The 13,563-nt window shown below is 56.8% G+C and carries 15 protein-coding genes; all 15 read right to left on the bottom strand.

Annotated features, from left to right (window positions below; translation table 11 throughout):
- The 15 genes from ACFPM8_RS16155 to ACFPM8_RS16085 all read right to left on the bottom strand — a co-directional run bounded on the left by ACFPM8_RS16155 (position 1) and on the right by ACFPM8_RS16085 (position 13,412).
- Positions 1–1,119, bottom strand: a complete 1,119-nt coding sequence (locus tag ACFPM8_RS16155; RefSeq protein ID WP_378998840.1) for a flagellar basal body P-ring protein FlgI — start codon at positions 1,117–1,119, stop codon at positions 1–3.
- A complete protein-coding gene (locus tag ACFPM8_RS16150; protein WP_378998838.1) occupies positions 1,119–1,706 on the bottom strand; it encodes a flagellar basal body L-ring protein FlgH in 588 nt (195 codons plus the stop codon). Before ACFPM8_RS16150 ends, ACFPM8_RS16155 begins: the two co-directional genes overlap by 1 nt.
- On the bottom strand, positions 1,703–2,371 hold the full coding sequence (locus ACFPM8_RS16145; protein ID WP_378998835.1) for a hypothetical protein: 669 nt from the start codon (positions 2,369–2,371) through the stop codon (positions 1,703–1,705). Before ACFPM8_RS16145 ends, ACFPM8_RS16150 begins: the two co-directional genes overlap by 4 nt.
- A 116-nt stretch (positions 2,372–2,487) precedes the next feature.
- On the bottom strand, positions 2,488–3,279 hold the full coding sequence (locus ACFPM8_RS16140) for a flagellar hook-basal body protein (protein ID WP_378998834.1): 792 nt from the start codon (positions 3,277–3,279) through the stop codon (positions 2,488–2,490).
- Positions 3,280–3,285: 6 nt separating this feature from the next.
- The gene (locus ACFPM8_RS16135; protein WP_378998832.1) at positions 3,286–3,993 is read right to left on the bottom strand and encodes a flagellar hook-basal body protein; all 708 of its coding nucleotides are present in this window, start codon (positions 3,991–3,993) and stop codon (positions 3,286–3,288) included.
- Between the two features lie 16 nt (positions 3,994–4,009).
- Positions 4,010–6,073: a flagellar biosynthesis protein FlhA gene (locus ACFPM8_RS16130; protein ID WP_378998830.1), complete on the bottom strand. Its 2,064-nt coding sequence runs from the start codon at positions 6,071–6,073 to the stop codon at positions 4,010–4,012.
- Positions 6,070–7,143, bottom strand: a complete 1,074-nt coding sequence (locus tag ACFPM8_RS16125; protein WP_378998828.1) for an EscU/YscU/HrcU family type III secretion system export apparatus switch protein — start codon at positions 7,141–7,143, stop codon at positions 6,070–6,072. The genes ACFPM8_RS16130 and ACFPM8_RS16125 overlap by 4 nt, the downstream gene beginning before the upstream one ends.
- Complete coding sequence (locus ACFPM8_RS16120) at positions 7,140–7,904, bottom strand: flagellar biosynthetic protein FliR (protein ID WP_378998826.1); 765 nt, start codon at positions 7,902–7,904, stop codon at positions 7,140–7,142. The genes ACFPM8_RS16125 and ACFPM8_RS16120 overlap by 4 nt, the downstream gene beginning before the upstream one ends.
- 7 nt (positions 7,905–7,911) lie before the next feature.
- The gene (fliQ, locus tag ACFPM8_RS16115; protein ID WP_378998824.1) at positions 7,912–8,178 is read right to left on the bottom strand and encodes a flagellar biosynthesis protein FliQ; all 267 of its coding nucleotides are present in this window, start codon (positions 8,176–8,178) and stop codon (positions 7,912–7,914) included.
- Positions 8,179–8,701: 523 nt separating this feature from the next.
- Entirely contained in the window at positions 8,702–10,162 is a 1,461-nt protein-coding gene (locus ACFPM8_RS16110; RefSeq protein ID WP_378998822.1) for a hypothetical protein, read from the bottom strand.
- Between the two features lie 127 nt (positions 10,163–10,289).
- Positions 10,290–10,667, bottom strand: coding sequence for an EamA family transporter (locus ACFPM8_RS16105; RefSeq protein ID WP_378998820.1), 378 nt, complete (start codon positions 10,665–10,667; stop codon positions 10,290–10,292).
- Between the two features lie 4 nt (positions 10,668–10,671).
- Positions 10,672–11,637, bottom strand: coding sequence for a glycosyltransferase (locus ACFPM8_RS16100; protein WP_378998818.1), 966 nt, complete (start codon positions 11,635–11,637; stop codon positions 10,672–10,674).
- A gap of 130 nt (positions 11,638–11,767) precedes the next feature.
- A complete protein-coding gene (locus ACFPM8_RS16095; RefSeq protein ID WP_378998815.1) occupies positions 11,768–11,941 on the bottom strand; it encodes a LysM peptidoglycan-binding domain-containing protein in 174 nt (57 codons plus the stop codon).
- A gap of 51 nt (positions 11,942–11,992) precedes the next feature.
- Positions 11,993–12,994 carry a hypothetical protein gene (locus ACFPM8_RS16090; protein WP_378998813.1) on the bottom strand — a complete coding sequence of 334 codons (1,002 nt, stop codon included), beginning with the start codon at positions 12,992–12,994 and terminating at the stop codon, positions 11,993–11,995.
- 73 nt (positions 12,995–13,067) lie between these two features.
- Positions 13,068–13,412 (bottom strand): hypothetical protein, encoded by a 345-nt coding sequence (locus ACFPM8_RS16085; protein WP_378998812.1) that lies wholly within the window; start codon positions 13,410–13,412, stop codon positions 13,068–13,070.
- Positions 13,413–13,563 lie beyond the last annotated feature (151 nt).

Raw genomic sequence — 13,563 nt, 5'->3', positions numbered from 1 at the left:
TTATTGAATGATTAAATCGGCATATAAGGCGCCGGCGGCCTTGATCGCTTGCAAAATCGCAATCGTGTCGCGTGTACTGACATGCAGTTTTGCCAGCGACTGCACCAGATCCGACACCGTCGTGTTGGGGAAGGTCTTGACCACGCTCGGCAAGCTTTCCTCAACATCGAGCTTGCTGTTGCTGATCACCAGGCTGCGCACTTCCGGCCCGGCATAACCGATCAGTCCGGGCTGCGAAGCCGAATACTCGGTGGCGACCGAAATGCGGATGTCGCCCTGAGAAATCGAAATCGCCGAGATTTGCACGTCGCCTCCGGCCACTACCGTGCCGGTCCGCTCGTTGATGACCACCCGCGCCTGTTGATCCGGGGTCACGCTCAATGACTCGATGCGCGCCAGGAATTGATTCAGGCTGGCACCGGCACCCGGCGACCTGATCTGCACTGTTTTCGCATCCTTGGAATAGGCAAGTCCGCTACCCAGCCCGGCATTGATCCGCTGCGCAACCCGTTCGGCGGTCAGCGCATCGGCATCCTTCAAGGTAAATGTCAGATAGCCATCCTTGGAAACGATGTCCGCCTCGACCGGCACTTCGACCATGCCGCCGCCGGGAATGATGCCGACCGTCGGATGGTTCTTTTGCTGCATATTGCCGTTGGCATCGTAGAGATAACCGCCGACCGAGACCGGGCCTTGCGCCAGCGCATAGATCTTTCGATCCGGCCCGCGCAGCGGCGTCATCATCAACACGCCTCCGGCCAGACTGCGGGCATCGCCTATCGAAGAAATATTCACGTCGATCTTGTCGCCTATCCCGACCGTCGGCGGCAGCGTCGCCATCACGGTCACGATCGCCACGTTGCGGCTCTGCATCTGGTCGTAAGGAACGTTCAGATCCATTTGCGACAAGGCGTTAGCCAATGCCTGACGGGTGGCCCGGCTGCGGGTGGAGTCGCCCGATCCGGCCAGGCCGGTAACGACGCCGTAGCCAACCAGCATGTTCTCGCGCCACCCCATAAAGCGCCCCAGGTCCTTGATCCGAACCTCGCGCGCCAGCGCATCAGACATACCGGCGCACAGCACCGCTGCAACCAAAAGAAATACACGCAAAAATTGCATCACCACAATCCTAGCCAAGCAAAAATACGGGGAATCAGTCCGGGTTTGGAGCGATCGGTCAGATAGCCATCGCCGACATAGTCGATATGCACGTCTGCCAGGCGGCTGGACAGCACCGTGTTGTTGGTCATGATGTCCTCCTGGCGCACACGCCCCTTCAAGCGGATATTGGTCTTTTCGCCATTGACATCAATCGCCTGTTCGCCTGCCACCAGCAGGTCGCCATTCGGCATCATTTCCTGAATCGGTACGCTAAGCTGGGCCACCAACCTGCCGGCACGCTGAATCCGTCCACGGCCGCCGTAATCGTCACCCATGCCGAGCTTCGCGCCATTGGTGAAACCGCGGCTGGTCGACAGATCGGCATGCACCCCAAAGTCGGCATGGGTCGAGGTGTCCGCGCTGTTCGACGCTGTCGAGTCTTCGTAGATCAATACCGTGACTATGTCGCCCACCTTCGATGCGCGCCGGTCGGAGGTCAGCGGCGCGTAGCTGTCGCCTTGGTATAGGTTGGCCGAGAACCCCGACTGCATCGCCAGCAGCGTTAAACAGACCATGCCGGCCTTGCGTAAATTGAATGGCCTCATGGCTGGCTGGCAATCATAGTTGTTGAACGAGCGGCTGAGTAAGCTGGCAGTCGCGCCGAGAAAATCTCACCATCCTTGGACTTGACAAACGCGCCGCGACCGGGCGCCCCATCCTGCATTGCCGTCACCGTGCGCTCCGCCACGACCGGTCCGATCCTGCTGGCGATTTGCAGCGGATCGCCCGAGCGAAACTGGGCCAAGCTGCCGCGGAACATGGTCGGCAATACTGCTCCGGCCGCCAGATCTGCACTGGCACGCACCACTCTACCTGCCGCATCGTATCGAACCGAAGCCTTGGTCGCCGCCATGTTGCCGGCATCCCGCTCGCCGCTATTGCAGGCAGCGTCCTGGATATCGCCCGCGGTAATCGCTTGATTGCGCTTGAGCGGATGCAGCAATTCGACGCATTGCGCCTCACTCGCTTGCTCCATGTGATGCAGGCCCGTCGCGCCCGCCTCTCGCACAATATGAATCCGGGCTCCGCTCTCCACCGGCAGCCATGCAATCAGTACCGGCAATTGCAGCCGCGCACGCTCCGCCACAGCAGCGACCGGCACATCGGCAGTCAAAGCGCCGGCCGGCAATTGCGCCACCACCAGGCTTTCAGCGCGCATCCGCAACTGCGCCGGCAAGCGACCCAGTTCTGCGACATCGGCCAAACGCACGTCGCCCTCCGCAGCAAGCTTCGCGTGATCAAAAAAAGTAATGCCATCCGCTGCCGACGCCTGCATAATCGAGATAGCGCAGAGCATGGCAAACGTACGCGCTACAACCCCTGCACTCATCGTTTCAAGCCGTTGGCGATGCTCATCAACTCGTCCCCGGCTTGCACCGCACGCGCGTTGGCGGCGTACGCACGCTGCAGCATCATCAGGTTTACCAGCTCATCGGGCAGCTGGACATTGGAGGTTTCGGAAAAGCCTTGCGCCAAAGTGCCGGCCGCAGAGCCATCTTCGCCCGGCGTCGAGCGCGTCAGGTCGGTGTAATTTTCATTGACGCCGTATACGCCATCCCCCAGCGCCTTCAATTCTCGGGTATCGCCTGGCACCACCAAATCAATCTGGCCGATTTCCTGCGGTTCGGCTTGGCCCGCCACTTTCGCAAAGACCTTGCCGTTCTCGTTCACCGTCAGTTTTTCCGCATCATGCGGCACCGAAATGGTCGCCTTCAACTGCGTGCCGCTGGCGGTGGCCAGGAACCCGTCCTGGTTGATCTTTAATTTACCGCCCTTCCACAACACTGTTTTTCCGTTGGCGCCCATCAATTCGATAAAGCCGTTGCCGCGGATCGCCAGGTCGAGCGGATCGTCGGTCTGACGGAAACTGCCTGAGGTAAAAACTTGCTGCGGCGCGCCGAATGTAACGCCGAACATTCCGCCGGCAGCCGCCGCCGAAGCTGCAGCCGACCGTCCCGATGAAGTCGTTTCGCTCGGAGCCGACACCAGCTCCGCAAACGACACCGATGCCCGCTTGAACGCAGGGGTATTCATATTGGCGATATTGTTGGCGATCAGATCGACCCCGCTCTGTTGTGCGCGCAGTCCTGTCGCCCCGATATAAAAAGCACCGTTCATAAATAATTATTGTCCTGTTTGTCGCAACGCCTGCCCCAGCATGTCGTCATACGCATGCACCAATTTTTGCCCCACTTCGGCACGCCGAATCGATTCCATGGTGCGAATCATGTCATCGGCGGTCGAGACGTTGGCACTCTCGATAAATCCTTGCCGGACCATCACCGCGTTGACTTCGGTCGGGGCCTGTTTGCCCGCTTGAAAAGCACCGCCCGCGACCCTGGTCAAGGCTGCCGGATCGGCAAATTCCACCACCCGGATACGGCTCACCGGCCGGCCTTCTTCGACCACGGTGCCGTCTTTTTCGACTTTCCAGTCTTTGCCGCGAATCACCACGTCGCCGCCACCAGCAGCCTGCAATGGCCATCCTTGCGGGCTGACCAATCGCCCCCGGTCATCCAGTTGCAACGCGCCGTGCCGCGAGTAAACCGAACCCGACGACGACGTAAATTCAAAAAATCCTTCTCCCGCCAACGCGAAATGCATCGGATTGTCAGTCGCAATCAGGCGGCCTGGAGTGAAGTCCGTGGCATTGGCGACCGACAGGCCGCCCGCCTCCTGGACTTGCCCCGGCGCCGCCGGCAAGTACTGCGAGAACGCCATCTGGCGCTTATATCCGGGCGTCGCGATGTTCGCGATGTTCTGGCTCGCGGCTTCGATACGGCGGGTTTCCATTGAAATAATCTGGCTCGCCATGTCCATCAAATCAGCCATTTGTCATTCACTTTCTTCAGTTTGCCGCCACCGCAGGCGCGGCATTCACGACGCCAAAGGATTTCAAGTCGATCGCGTGCGGAATCTCGGTCACCGACAACACCGCCAGCCGCGGCACCGCCCTGCGAGAAAACAGCTTGATGTGGCGCCGCACATCCGGGCCGCACAACAACACCGGCACCAGGTTCTGACGCATCATGGCCTCGGCCATCGACATCAGTTTCATCAAGAACTGCTCCGCCATCCGCGGTTCCAGCACATAAGAGCCGGCGCCATCGCTGGCTTTGACGTTTTGCACAATCGAAGCCTCCAGACCCGGTTCCAGCGTCAGCACCGACAACGCATTCTGGGCACCACTGAGCGCCTGGCAAATCGTATAGCCGATGCGCTGCCGAACGGCTTCTGTCAGCAGCCCTGGATCTTTTTGATGGCGGCCGACATCGACCAGCACCTCCGCAATCAGGTCGAGATTGCGAATCGACACATTCTCCGACAGCAAATTCTGCAAGATCTTCTGGATATCGCTGACCGCCAGCACCGCCGGCACCAGTTCCTCCAGCAAGCCCGGCTGACGCCCCCTCACGCCTTCCAGCATGCGTACCACTTCAGACCGCGACAACAATTGCGCCGCATTGGTCTTGATCACTTCGCACACATGGGTGATCAACACCGTGACCGGATCGACCAGGGTATAGCCGGCCTTGCGCGCCTTGTCGGTATCGTTAGCCTCGATCCATATCGCCGGCAAGCCGAAGGCCGGATCCTTGGCCGCGATACCGGGCAAACGCTCGATCTTGTCGTTCGCGTAGATCGCCAGGGTGCGGTCGGTATAGATAGTGGCTTGGGCAAAACGGTCGCCGTGCAAACTGATTTGGTAGTCGTGCTGCGACAACTGCAAAGAATCCCGAAAAGCCACCGGCGGAATGACGAAGCCAAGGTCTTGTGCAAATTCCTTGCGGAACGCAGCGATGCGGTCGCCCAACAGCATCTGCATCGGCAGCCAGGCTTTAGAGATAGCTGGCCCAAAAGATATTTCCACCGCAGCCGATGCGGCCAGTTCGTTGTCACCCTTGCCGTCCGCCTGTTTCTGCTCCCCGTCCTGCGCCAGCTGATCGGCAGCTTCACTCTTGCGCATCCGCAGCGCCAGCCAGGCAGCACCGATCAAGCTCAACAACACCAACACCGGCCATTTCGGCATGCCGGGCAGCATCAACAGCCCGATCAAGGCCAGCATCACCAGCAACTGAATTTTCGGGAACAGCATCAACTGCCGCAGCACCTCGGAACTCAAGCGCGTATCCGCCGCCGAGCGGGTCACGATAATCCCGGTCGCGACCGAAATGATCAAGGCCGGCACCTGCGTCACAATGCCGTCGCCGATGGTCAACAGTGTGAAAGTCTGCAAAGCCTGGCCCCAGGGCAAGCCCATCTGCGCCACGCCGATCGCCCAGCCGCCCAGGATATTGATCAGCAAGATGACGATGCCGGCCACCGCATCGCCTTTGACAAACTTGCTGGCGCCATCCATCGAACCATAAAAACCGGCTTCTTTTTCCAGGTCTTTACGGCGCTTCTTCGCCTCATCCTGATTGATCAATCCCATGTTCAGATCGGCATCGATGCTCATCTGCTGCCCCGGCATCGCATCCAGTACGAACCTGGCGGCGACTTCCGATACGCGCTGGGCGCCGTTGGTCACCACAACGTACTGCACCACGATCAGGATCGAGAAGACAATCAGGCCAATGACAAAATTACCCTGCACCACAAACGTACCGATAGCGGCGATCACCTGCCCCGCCTCTGCGCTGGACAGAATCAGTCTGGTGGCGGCGATATTGAGCGACAGACGGAACAGCGTCGCAATCAACAGCAACGACGGAAAAGTAGAAAAATCCACCGGCCGTTGCACGTAAAAAGTCAGCAGCAATATCGTCAGCGCAAACGCAAAATTGACGATGATGAACAAGTCCAGCAACACCGAAGGAATCGGCGCGAACAGGATCAGCAGAATGCCAAGCACCCCGACCACCAGCGCCAGATCCGAATTCTGTCCAAATAACTTACGCAGAGATGTCATCGCGCCCCCTGCTGTGCACGGCCGCGCAGTGTGCGCAGCCGCAAATACAGCGACGACACATCGCGATACAGGGTCTCTGGCACTTCCTGCTCAATGCGGCCCTTGAAGAACAATTGCCGCGCCACGCGCCGGTCTTCGATGATAGGCACGCCATAGATGAAAGCGATGCGCTTGAGGCGTTGCGCAAAATCTCCCGCCCCCTTGGCCACCACCATCGGCGCCGACATCGCATCGGCGTCGTATTTGAGACCGATGGCAAAGTGAGTCGGATTGGCGATCAACACATCGGCGCCGCGCAAATTGCGCATGCTTTGCGTCCGCTTCAACAATTCCATCTGCAATTGCTTGCGCCGCTGCTTGATGCGCGGCTCGCCTTCGCGTTGCTTGACTTCGTCTTTCATTTCACGCCGACTCATCCGCATCTGGCCGGCAAACTGACGCCGCACAATCACTTGATCGATCGCCGCAATCACCGCCGCTACCGCCAGCAGACATAGCAACAGGTGCAGCCCCGAAGCCGCCAGTTCATTGAGGAAGTTGGCAGGCTCGCCGACCAGGTACAGCGCCCGTGACGCCGCACTGCGGATCACCAGATAGACGATGATCGAATAAATCATCAATTTGAGGATGCTCTTGCCCGCCTCGATCAAGATTTGCAGGGAAAAGATTTTCTTCAAGCCCTGGGTTGGGCTGAGCCGCGTGAAGTCCGGCTTCAGCGCCGCCGGCGCAAACAGAAAACCGACCTGGGCCAGGATAGCCATCAACCCAATCCCGGCGATGATCCACAGTACCGGGGCCACGATATGCATGCACTCGGCCAGCAGCGCATTCGACCACAGCCAAAGCTCTCTCGGACCCGCGACCTGGCCCGCCTGCGCCAGCGTCTGCTGCGACAGCACCGCCATCTTGCGCGCCATGCCGTCGCCGAACACCCACCAGTAACCGGCCAGCGCACCGCAACCCGCCAGCACGCCCAGATCCTGGCTGCGCGCCACCAAGCCCTTCTTGCGCGCCTGGTCCAGCTTGTACGGCGTCGCATCTTCGGTCCGGCTATGCTCTTGCTCGCTCATTGCGCAAACACCTCCGCAATAAAGCGCAGCGCGGTTTGCTGAATGCGCAGCAACACCGGACTAAGCAAGCCGAAACAAGCCGCCAGGACCAGCAAGGACGTCACCGTCTTGATCTGCAAGCCGAACAGTAAAACGTTCATTTGCGGCAGTGTCCTGGACATGAAAGCGATGCCGATATCGAGCAAAAACAGCACGATCAACACCGCCGCACCGGCCGCCAGAGCCAGCCCGAAGACCGTACCCATATAGGCAATCGCTCGCTCCGGCATCATCTGTACCGACAGCGAGCCGACCGGCAAAGCATCGTACAAGCCGGCGAACAAGCGCAGGAAATCATGGTGACCATTGACAGAGAAAAACACCATGCCGGCAGCCAGCGCCAGCAAAGTGCCAAAGAGAGGGGACTGTCCCTTGGTGGCAGGATCGATGATCATCGCCAACCCAAAGCCGGCCTGCACATCCATCACCCGGCCGATGAAATAGAGGGATCCAAACGCGGCCTGCAACGCAAACACCATCACCAGGCCGATCGCCAACTCGATGCAGAGCGACTGCACCAGCGCCCCGGTCGCCATGCCGATCAAGTCCGGCACCGGGCCGCTGCTTACCAGGCAAGCCGACAAACCGACCGCCAGCAAGACCCGCACCCGCAGCGGCGCATTGAGCATGGAGAATGGCGGTGCAAATGTCAGCACCGAACTAAGCCGCGCTGACAACAGAAATACCGCAACAGCCCAATCGGCCCATACGTTGATGACCATAATGAGGCTACTTGAGATTGGGAATTGAGCTGAACAGCGTCGTGGCGAAAGAAACCAGGCGGTTCAACATCCACGAACCGCACAGCAACAACGTAATGCCGGCAGCCGCCAGCTTGGGGACGTAACTCAGGCTGGATTCCTGCAACTGTGTGACAACCTGGAAGATGCTGATCAACACGCCGACAGCCAACGTAACGGCAAGCACAGGCAGCGCGATCAAAAAACAATTCCAAAACAGTTGCGCCATCATTTGCAGCGCGTGATCAGCCGACATCCAAATTCCCTGAAACTTTATCGTTGTTGCTTTGCAATATTTTGCGAAGGGCGAAGTATAGCGGAACGACAATATTGTACGAGGATATTTCTGCGCGGTATCTGATTGTGTTGTTATGTAACAACCTGTGTTGACATTTCTTATCTGCAAGCACAACTAGGGCTGATAGCTATTGCTTCGTGCTTTTTTGACGCGGCCTATGCGGCACGTCAAGCATGTAACACACTGCAACCTCCAATGCGGAGCTTGGTCAGACACGTGTCTTTGCCGCGGTGCGAGCATACGAATCATTGATTCGAATTGCATCACGCCCCCCCTATCGACACGATAATTTTAAGAAATCTCGACGGCCGCTGCTAGTTGGTAGGCCGCGCCGTAGTCATCTATGAATGCAACTGCCAATTCGAAAGAGTAGCCGTACGGGAAGAAATTTTCACAATTGCAAATTGATAAACACCCGATGCTTTGACTGCTGCCGAGATTGCATGTACTAGAACGCCGAGCAATGCCAATCTCGCAGAATTCATTGACCTACTTCGCAGCGCCGCCAGCTAACTGCTACCATGCCATACTGTTGAAGAGCTTGTTCACGCAGTTGGCCGCCATAATGCTCTGCGCAGTAGTTTTGAAGCAAACCAAACGCCATTTCGCTCGCAACAATTGGAACTCCCGACTCGCCGCGCAGGCGCTTAATCAGCCCTCGCTCTACATACCCCTCCGAACGCGAGACGGAAAATGGAGCGAGAGTAAATGTCGAAAGCGCATAAAACCGAAACGAATGCGGCGCCATAAGAACCGGATAAGACAGCTCGAGTGGAAATACGCCTGCCCACATCACTACCGGCTCAGAAGGAAAGCCGGAGAGGTCATGCCGCACAACCTCGCCCAACGACCGCAATCTTTTTTCTTCAGGCGCAAACTGATGAAAATTTAAGATACAAGCTGTGAGTAACACCGCTGAAGCCATGGCATTTCGCCCTGGTGAAGCGTTCCCGATCAAAAACGGCGCCACTATCAATAGAGTCACCAGCGGGACATAAACCCGCATGATTCCGGGGCGCCCCATTAATCCCAGAGCAATTACAGCGCTAATGCACAACAACCAAGCTACAAGAACTCTCCAGCTTGGCCTAATCATTGCCAATGCTAGTGCAGCAAGCGACAAAGGCCACAGCATGGGGCTCCAGAACGTCTTAACTGCAGCCCAAGCCGACGCAATTGCATTGGCTTGTATCGCTAATGGCCCAAGTTCGCCCAGCATTGCCTTCAATGCTTCCGGATTCGCAACCTTAGGATCGGCAAAGAACCAGTTGGTAAGTAAATTGACGTCATTTCGACTGAATCCATATTTCGCCAAAATTTCGGGTCGACGTATGAGATATTCCCCAACCCCATAATCAGTGAATGCGATACGCGCTTGATTTAGATCCTTGAAAGCCTGCCACTCGGGGCCGCTATAGGCCCAGTAATCTACTGCCGCCGCCGCCGCGATTGCCAAAACCAACAGCACCAAGGCTATCTGAGTTTGCCGATCCTTCCGCACCATATGCCACGGCAAAAGAGGTAACGCGACGCAAATCACTAGAACGAATTCGTTACTTCTGATTAGGTACGAACAGAATGCGAGAACGCATACCGCCGCCAACATCCCTCGACCTTGAAAACGCGCGTATGCTTGCAAGGCAATCACCGCAACCACTGCCAATAGACCAGCATTGACCGTAAACTGCGGCACAATCACTGGTCGCGCCAACAAGAGAACAATGGCTAACACCCCAACGAAATAACCCGCCCCGAGCCGCCGCAGAAAATAAAGCATCAACCAGCCGACGACCAACAGGACCGAAATCGTCGCCAGCGAATACCCCAATATATTATTAATTGTAGGTATAGCTCGAACGATGTATCCCCAAAGGACGTTCGAAAAGACTAGCTGCGGAGTGCCGTACGAAGCAAGACCATAGCCATGTGCAATCATGGACATGGCTATATCATCATTCGTCTCCCAGCGAGGAGCGAACGCAAAGCACAAACTAGCGATGAGGGCTGTTGCAAATAGCAGAGAAACGAATGCTGGCCGTTTTTTCAAATGACCCAGGTATAACGAAACATTACCCACGTGCAGCCACCACTGTACCTATAACGATAATCGACACACCAAGCACCCTCTGAAATGACAGAGGTTCGCTGAATATCCACGCGCTCAACAAGAGCACAACTACAAAGTTAAGACTCATGAACGGGTATGCGTGACTGAGATCGAACTTCGTCATTGCCGCCATCCAGCAAAGAGAGGCGAGAAAGGCCGCTGCAAAACCGGAAAATATTGCCGGGTCGAATAAGAACGAGATTAAGAATTTAATCTTTTCATAGCCATTGACCGGAAGCGCGCCAAATTTGGAGATACGCCACTTCAAAATAAGTTGCCCGTAGACGGTAAATCCAATCGTCGCAGCGATGTAGAGATAATTGTAAAAACGCGGATTCATGAAGCTAGTCAACAGAATTCATATCGTTGAAAGTTGTCCGCCTAACGATATACAACGGCCTCTTCTTTGTCTCATCAAAGGTCTTCCCCAGATATATACCGAATATCCCAAGGATACTGATAATGACGCCGCCGATAAAATACAGCGAAACGATCAGACTATTCCAACCGGGAACAGGCGACCCATAAAGAAGCGCGCGCCCAATGATGTAGACGCCATAACAAAAAGAGAAAAACGCCATCAAAAATCCCAGGCGCACTGCAAGCCGTAACGGCTTATCTGAGTAGGCGATGATGGCCTCGGTTGAAAGTTTCCACAATTTGGAAAATGTATAGGAAGATTTCCCCTCGAAACGCTCGCCGTGTTGTACGTCTATGCTTGCAGTGCTAAATCCCATCCACTGCACCAAGCCGCCAAAAATCCTGAGCTGCTCCCCCATGCGCCTGAAATTTTTCACAACGTTGCGAGACATTATGCGGAAATTACCCGTTTCGCCGTCGTAGTCTATCTCCGCAAGATAACGGAATAATTTGTAAAATAGCCACGATGTTAGGCGTTTGAATGGAGGATCACTGCGCACCCCGCGCCGCGCCAAGACAATGTCATAGCCTTCTTGAGCCTTGGCATACAAACGCGAGATTTCCTCTGGCCGGTCCTGCAAGTCGCAATCCATCACAACAACCCAATCGCCGCGACAATGATCTAGGCCAGCCGTAATACCATAGTGCTGACCGAAGTTACGGCTGAACTGCAAGCCGCGCACACGCGAATCCACACGGGCGAGACGCTCGATGGCTCTCCATGAACCGTCGCCGCCACAATCTTCTACAAGTATGATTTCATAATCCGGAGAGATTTCTTCAAGTGCAACACTCAGCCGCCGATAAAGCTCATCGAGGCAATTTTCTGCCTTATATACTGGAATGACTACAGTAATATGGCACTTTGTTCTGGTGTGGTTCGGTTGCACGATACAGTATTTTCTATACGGTAATAACGAAAAGTAGACCGAGCATTATACGCTTCCCAGTTCTCGATAAGCAGCATTGATACTGAAATGCATCAGCTTTTCCTTCTACCACTACAACTGGCGATCGCCCTCATCGGGTGGCGCTCAGCTTGTTAGCGTCGGCGATCAAGTACCACAGGTTCGAGTCGCCCCATGCCGCACGTGCAATCGAGGCCAGCGTATCGCCGCGCTTGACCGTGTAGCTGCTGGCCGTGGCGCTTGACGAGACGTTGGACGGACCGTTGTTGCCGACGTCGCCGATCAACTGCCCGCTCAGGTAGTAGTAGCGCTGCGCATAGCGCAGACTGTCGCCACTCTACAGCTCATCGCGGTGCAGCACCTGGCCGTACTCGTCGCTGGTGTAGTTCAGCGTGCGCGACGGCGTGTTGTCGGTTATTCCATTGCCTTTGCCATTGGTTTCGTGCGCGCTGACTTGCTTCAAGTGGCCGTTTACGTCGTACTTGAAGTCCGACATCCCGGTGCCCCATTCCCAGGCATTGGCATTGGCATTGTCGGAGTCGCTGCCGCGCACCTGGATCTGGCTTTGCTTGGCCTCATCCCACCAGAGGTAACTGGTCGTGAAGTCAACGCCTGTGCCGCCGGCTGTCTTGCTGGGATCGTACTGGAAGCTGTGCGTGACCACCCCCTGATCGGCGCCGGTATAGTGGCCGCCGCCAACGTCCAGACGATAGTCGTAGTTGGTGATGGTGGTTTTACTGGTACCCCCAATCGGCGACTGCGTGACGGTATCTTGCGTGACCCGGCTGTCGGCATCGAACACGCTCAGCCTGCTGTAGGTGACGCTGCTGCCGTCGGCCGCATACTCCAGGTAGTTCTGGACCCGGCCGAGCGCGTCATTATCACGGTGCGAGCGCAACACGCCGTTGATCCGCACGTCCGCCAGGTAGCCGTCGCTGGTGTAGCTGTAGCATTCAGTATGGCCGTCGGCATAGAGAGCGGCAGTCCGCAGCCCCGCGCCGTCATAACTGATCTGCGTGCCGGTCGCACCCAGGACTATGCTGCCGTTGACGTAGTAGCTGAAATCGATGTTCTGCTCGGCGCTGGAGGCTTGGTGCTGCAGGTGCGCCGCGTAGTCGTAGCTATAGGTAACGACATGGCCGCCGAAGTCCCGATGGCTGCTGACGTGGTTGAAGTAGTCGGTGCTGTCGCTGGCGCTGCGGCCGCCATCGGTATAGCTGGTGACTTTGGTCCAGCCGCCGACCTTTTGCCCGCCCGTCCCCAGGATGTTTTGATCATAGGCATAGGTGTAAGTGATTTCGCTGCCGGCAAAACTGCGGGTGCGGATCGCGTTGAGCATGATGTTGGGTCCGGCGGTGATCAGACCGCCGGCACTGGCGAACGCCGCTTTTGACGGCGTTCGCCGCCTGCGCCTAGGCTTTGCGCTGTCTGGCTTTCCACGCGTTCAGGTAATCAACGCTGGCTTGAGCCTTTTCCGCCATCACGTCGGCAGAAGCCAGCGCCCAACGGAACATCACGTCGATATCGTACGCGTTTAGCGGCGGCGGACAGGCAGGGTCGCCGTGCTCTTGGGCCAGTGCATTGGCATGCAGCGCCGCCAGGCACTTGCGAATGCCTTGGCTCATGTCCAGCGAGAGCTCGATGAAATGCGCTGCTGGATCGGTGCGCAGGTCTTTGTCCAACCAGGAGAATGGTTGGAGATCTGCTGTTTCTGGGATGGGCGGAAATTGCTTGAACTTCTTAGTGCTGGTAGTCATGTGACCTCCGATTAGCAGTAAAAAAAACACCGCTTCCCCGCTGCAAAACGGATGATCGAGTCGCCCAAAGGAACCTCCCCTTCAGGCTCTCACAGAACCGGACGTGAACCTCTCGATTCATCCGGCTCTTGTCGTTCAGCCCCAACCCGGT

The sequence above is a fragment of the Paraherbaspirillum soli genome (assembly GCF_042654985.1).
Taxonomy (GTDB): Bacteria; Pseudomonadota; Gammaproteobacteria; order Burkholderiales; family Burkholderiaceae_D; genus Paraherbaspirillum; species Paraherbaspirillum soli.
The sequence above is the reverse complement of the archived record's forward strand: the minus strand, read 5'-3'. Positions and strand labels throughout refer to the sequence as shown.

Coding starts and splice junctions, on each gene's coding strand:
- fliQ (WP_378998824.1), bottom strand. CDS start 8,178: ATGTCGGCTGATCACGCGCTGCAAATGATGGCGCAACTGTTTTGGAAT.
- ACFPM8_RS16130 (WP_378998830.1), bottom strand. CDS start 6,073: ATGACATCTCTGCGTAAGTTATTTGGACAGAATTCGGATCTGGCGCTG.
- ACFPM8_RS16110 (WP_378998822.1), bottom strand. CDS start 10,162: ATGTCCATGATTGCACATGGCTATGGTCTTGCTTCGTACGGCACTCCG.
- ACFPM8_RS16105 (WP_378998820.1), bottom strand. CDS start 10,667: ATGAATCCGCGTTTTTACAATTATCTCTACATCGCTGCGACGATTGGA.
- ACFPM8_RS16150 (WP_378998838.1), bottom strand. CDS start 1,706: ATGAGGCCATTCAATTTACGCAAGGCCGGCATGGTCTGTTTAACGCTG.
- ACFPM8_RS16155 (WP_378998840.1), bottom strand. CDS start 1,119: ATGCAATTTTTGCGTGTATTTCTTTTGGTTGCAGCGGTGCTGTGCGCC.
- ACFPM8_RS16125 (WP_378998828.1), bottom strand. CDS start 7,143: ATGAGCGAGCAAGAGCATAGCCGGACCGAAGATGCGACGCCGTACAAG.
- ACFPM8_RS16085 (WP_378998812.1), bottom strand. CDS start 13,412: ATGACTACCAGCACTAAGAAGTTCAAGCAATTTCCGCCCATCCCAGAA.
- ACFPM8_RS16120 (WP_378998826.1), bottom strand. CDS start 7,904: ATGGTCATCAACGTATGGGCCGATTGGGCTGTTGCGGTATTTCTGTTG.
- ACFPM8_RS16090 (WP_378998813.1), bottom strand. CDS start 12,994: ATGCTCAACGCGATCCGCACCCGCAGTTTTGCCGGCAGCGAAATCACT.
- ACFPM8_RS16140 (WP_378998834.1), bottom strand. CDS start 3,279: ATGAACGGTGCTTTTTATATCGGGGCGACAGGACTGCGCGCACAACAG.
- ACFPM8_RS16135 (WP_378998832.1), bottom strand. CDS start 3,993: ATGGCTGATTTGATGGACATGGCGAGCCAGATTATTTCAATGGAAACC.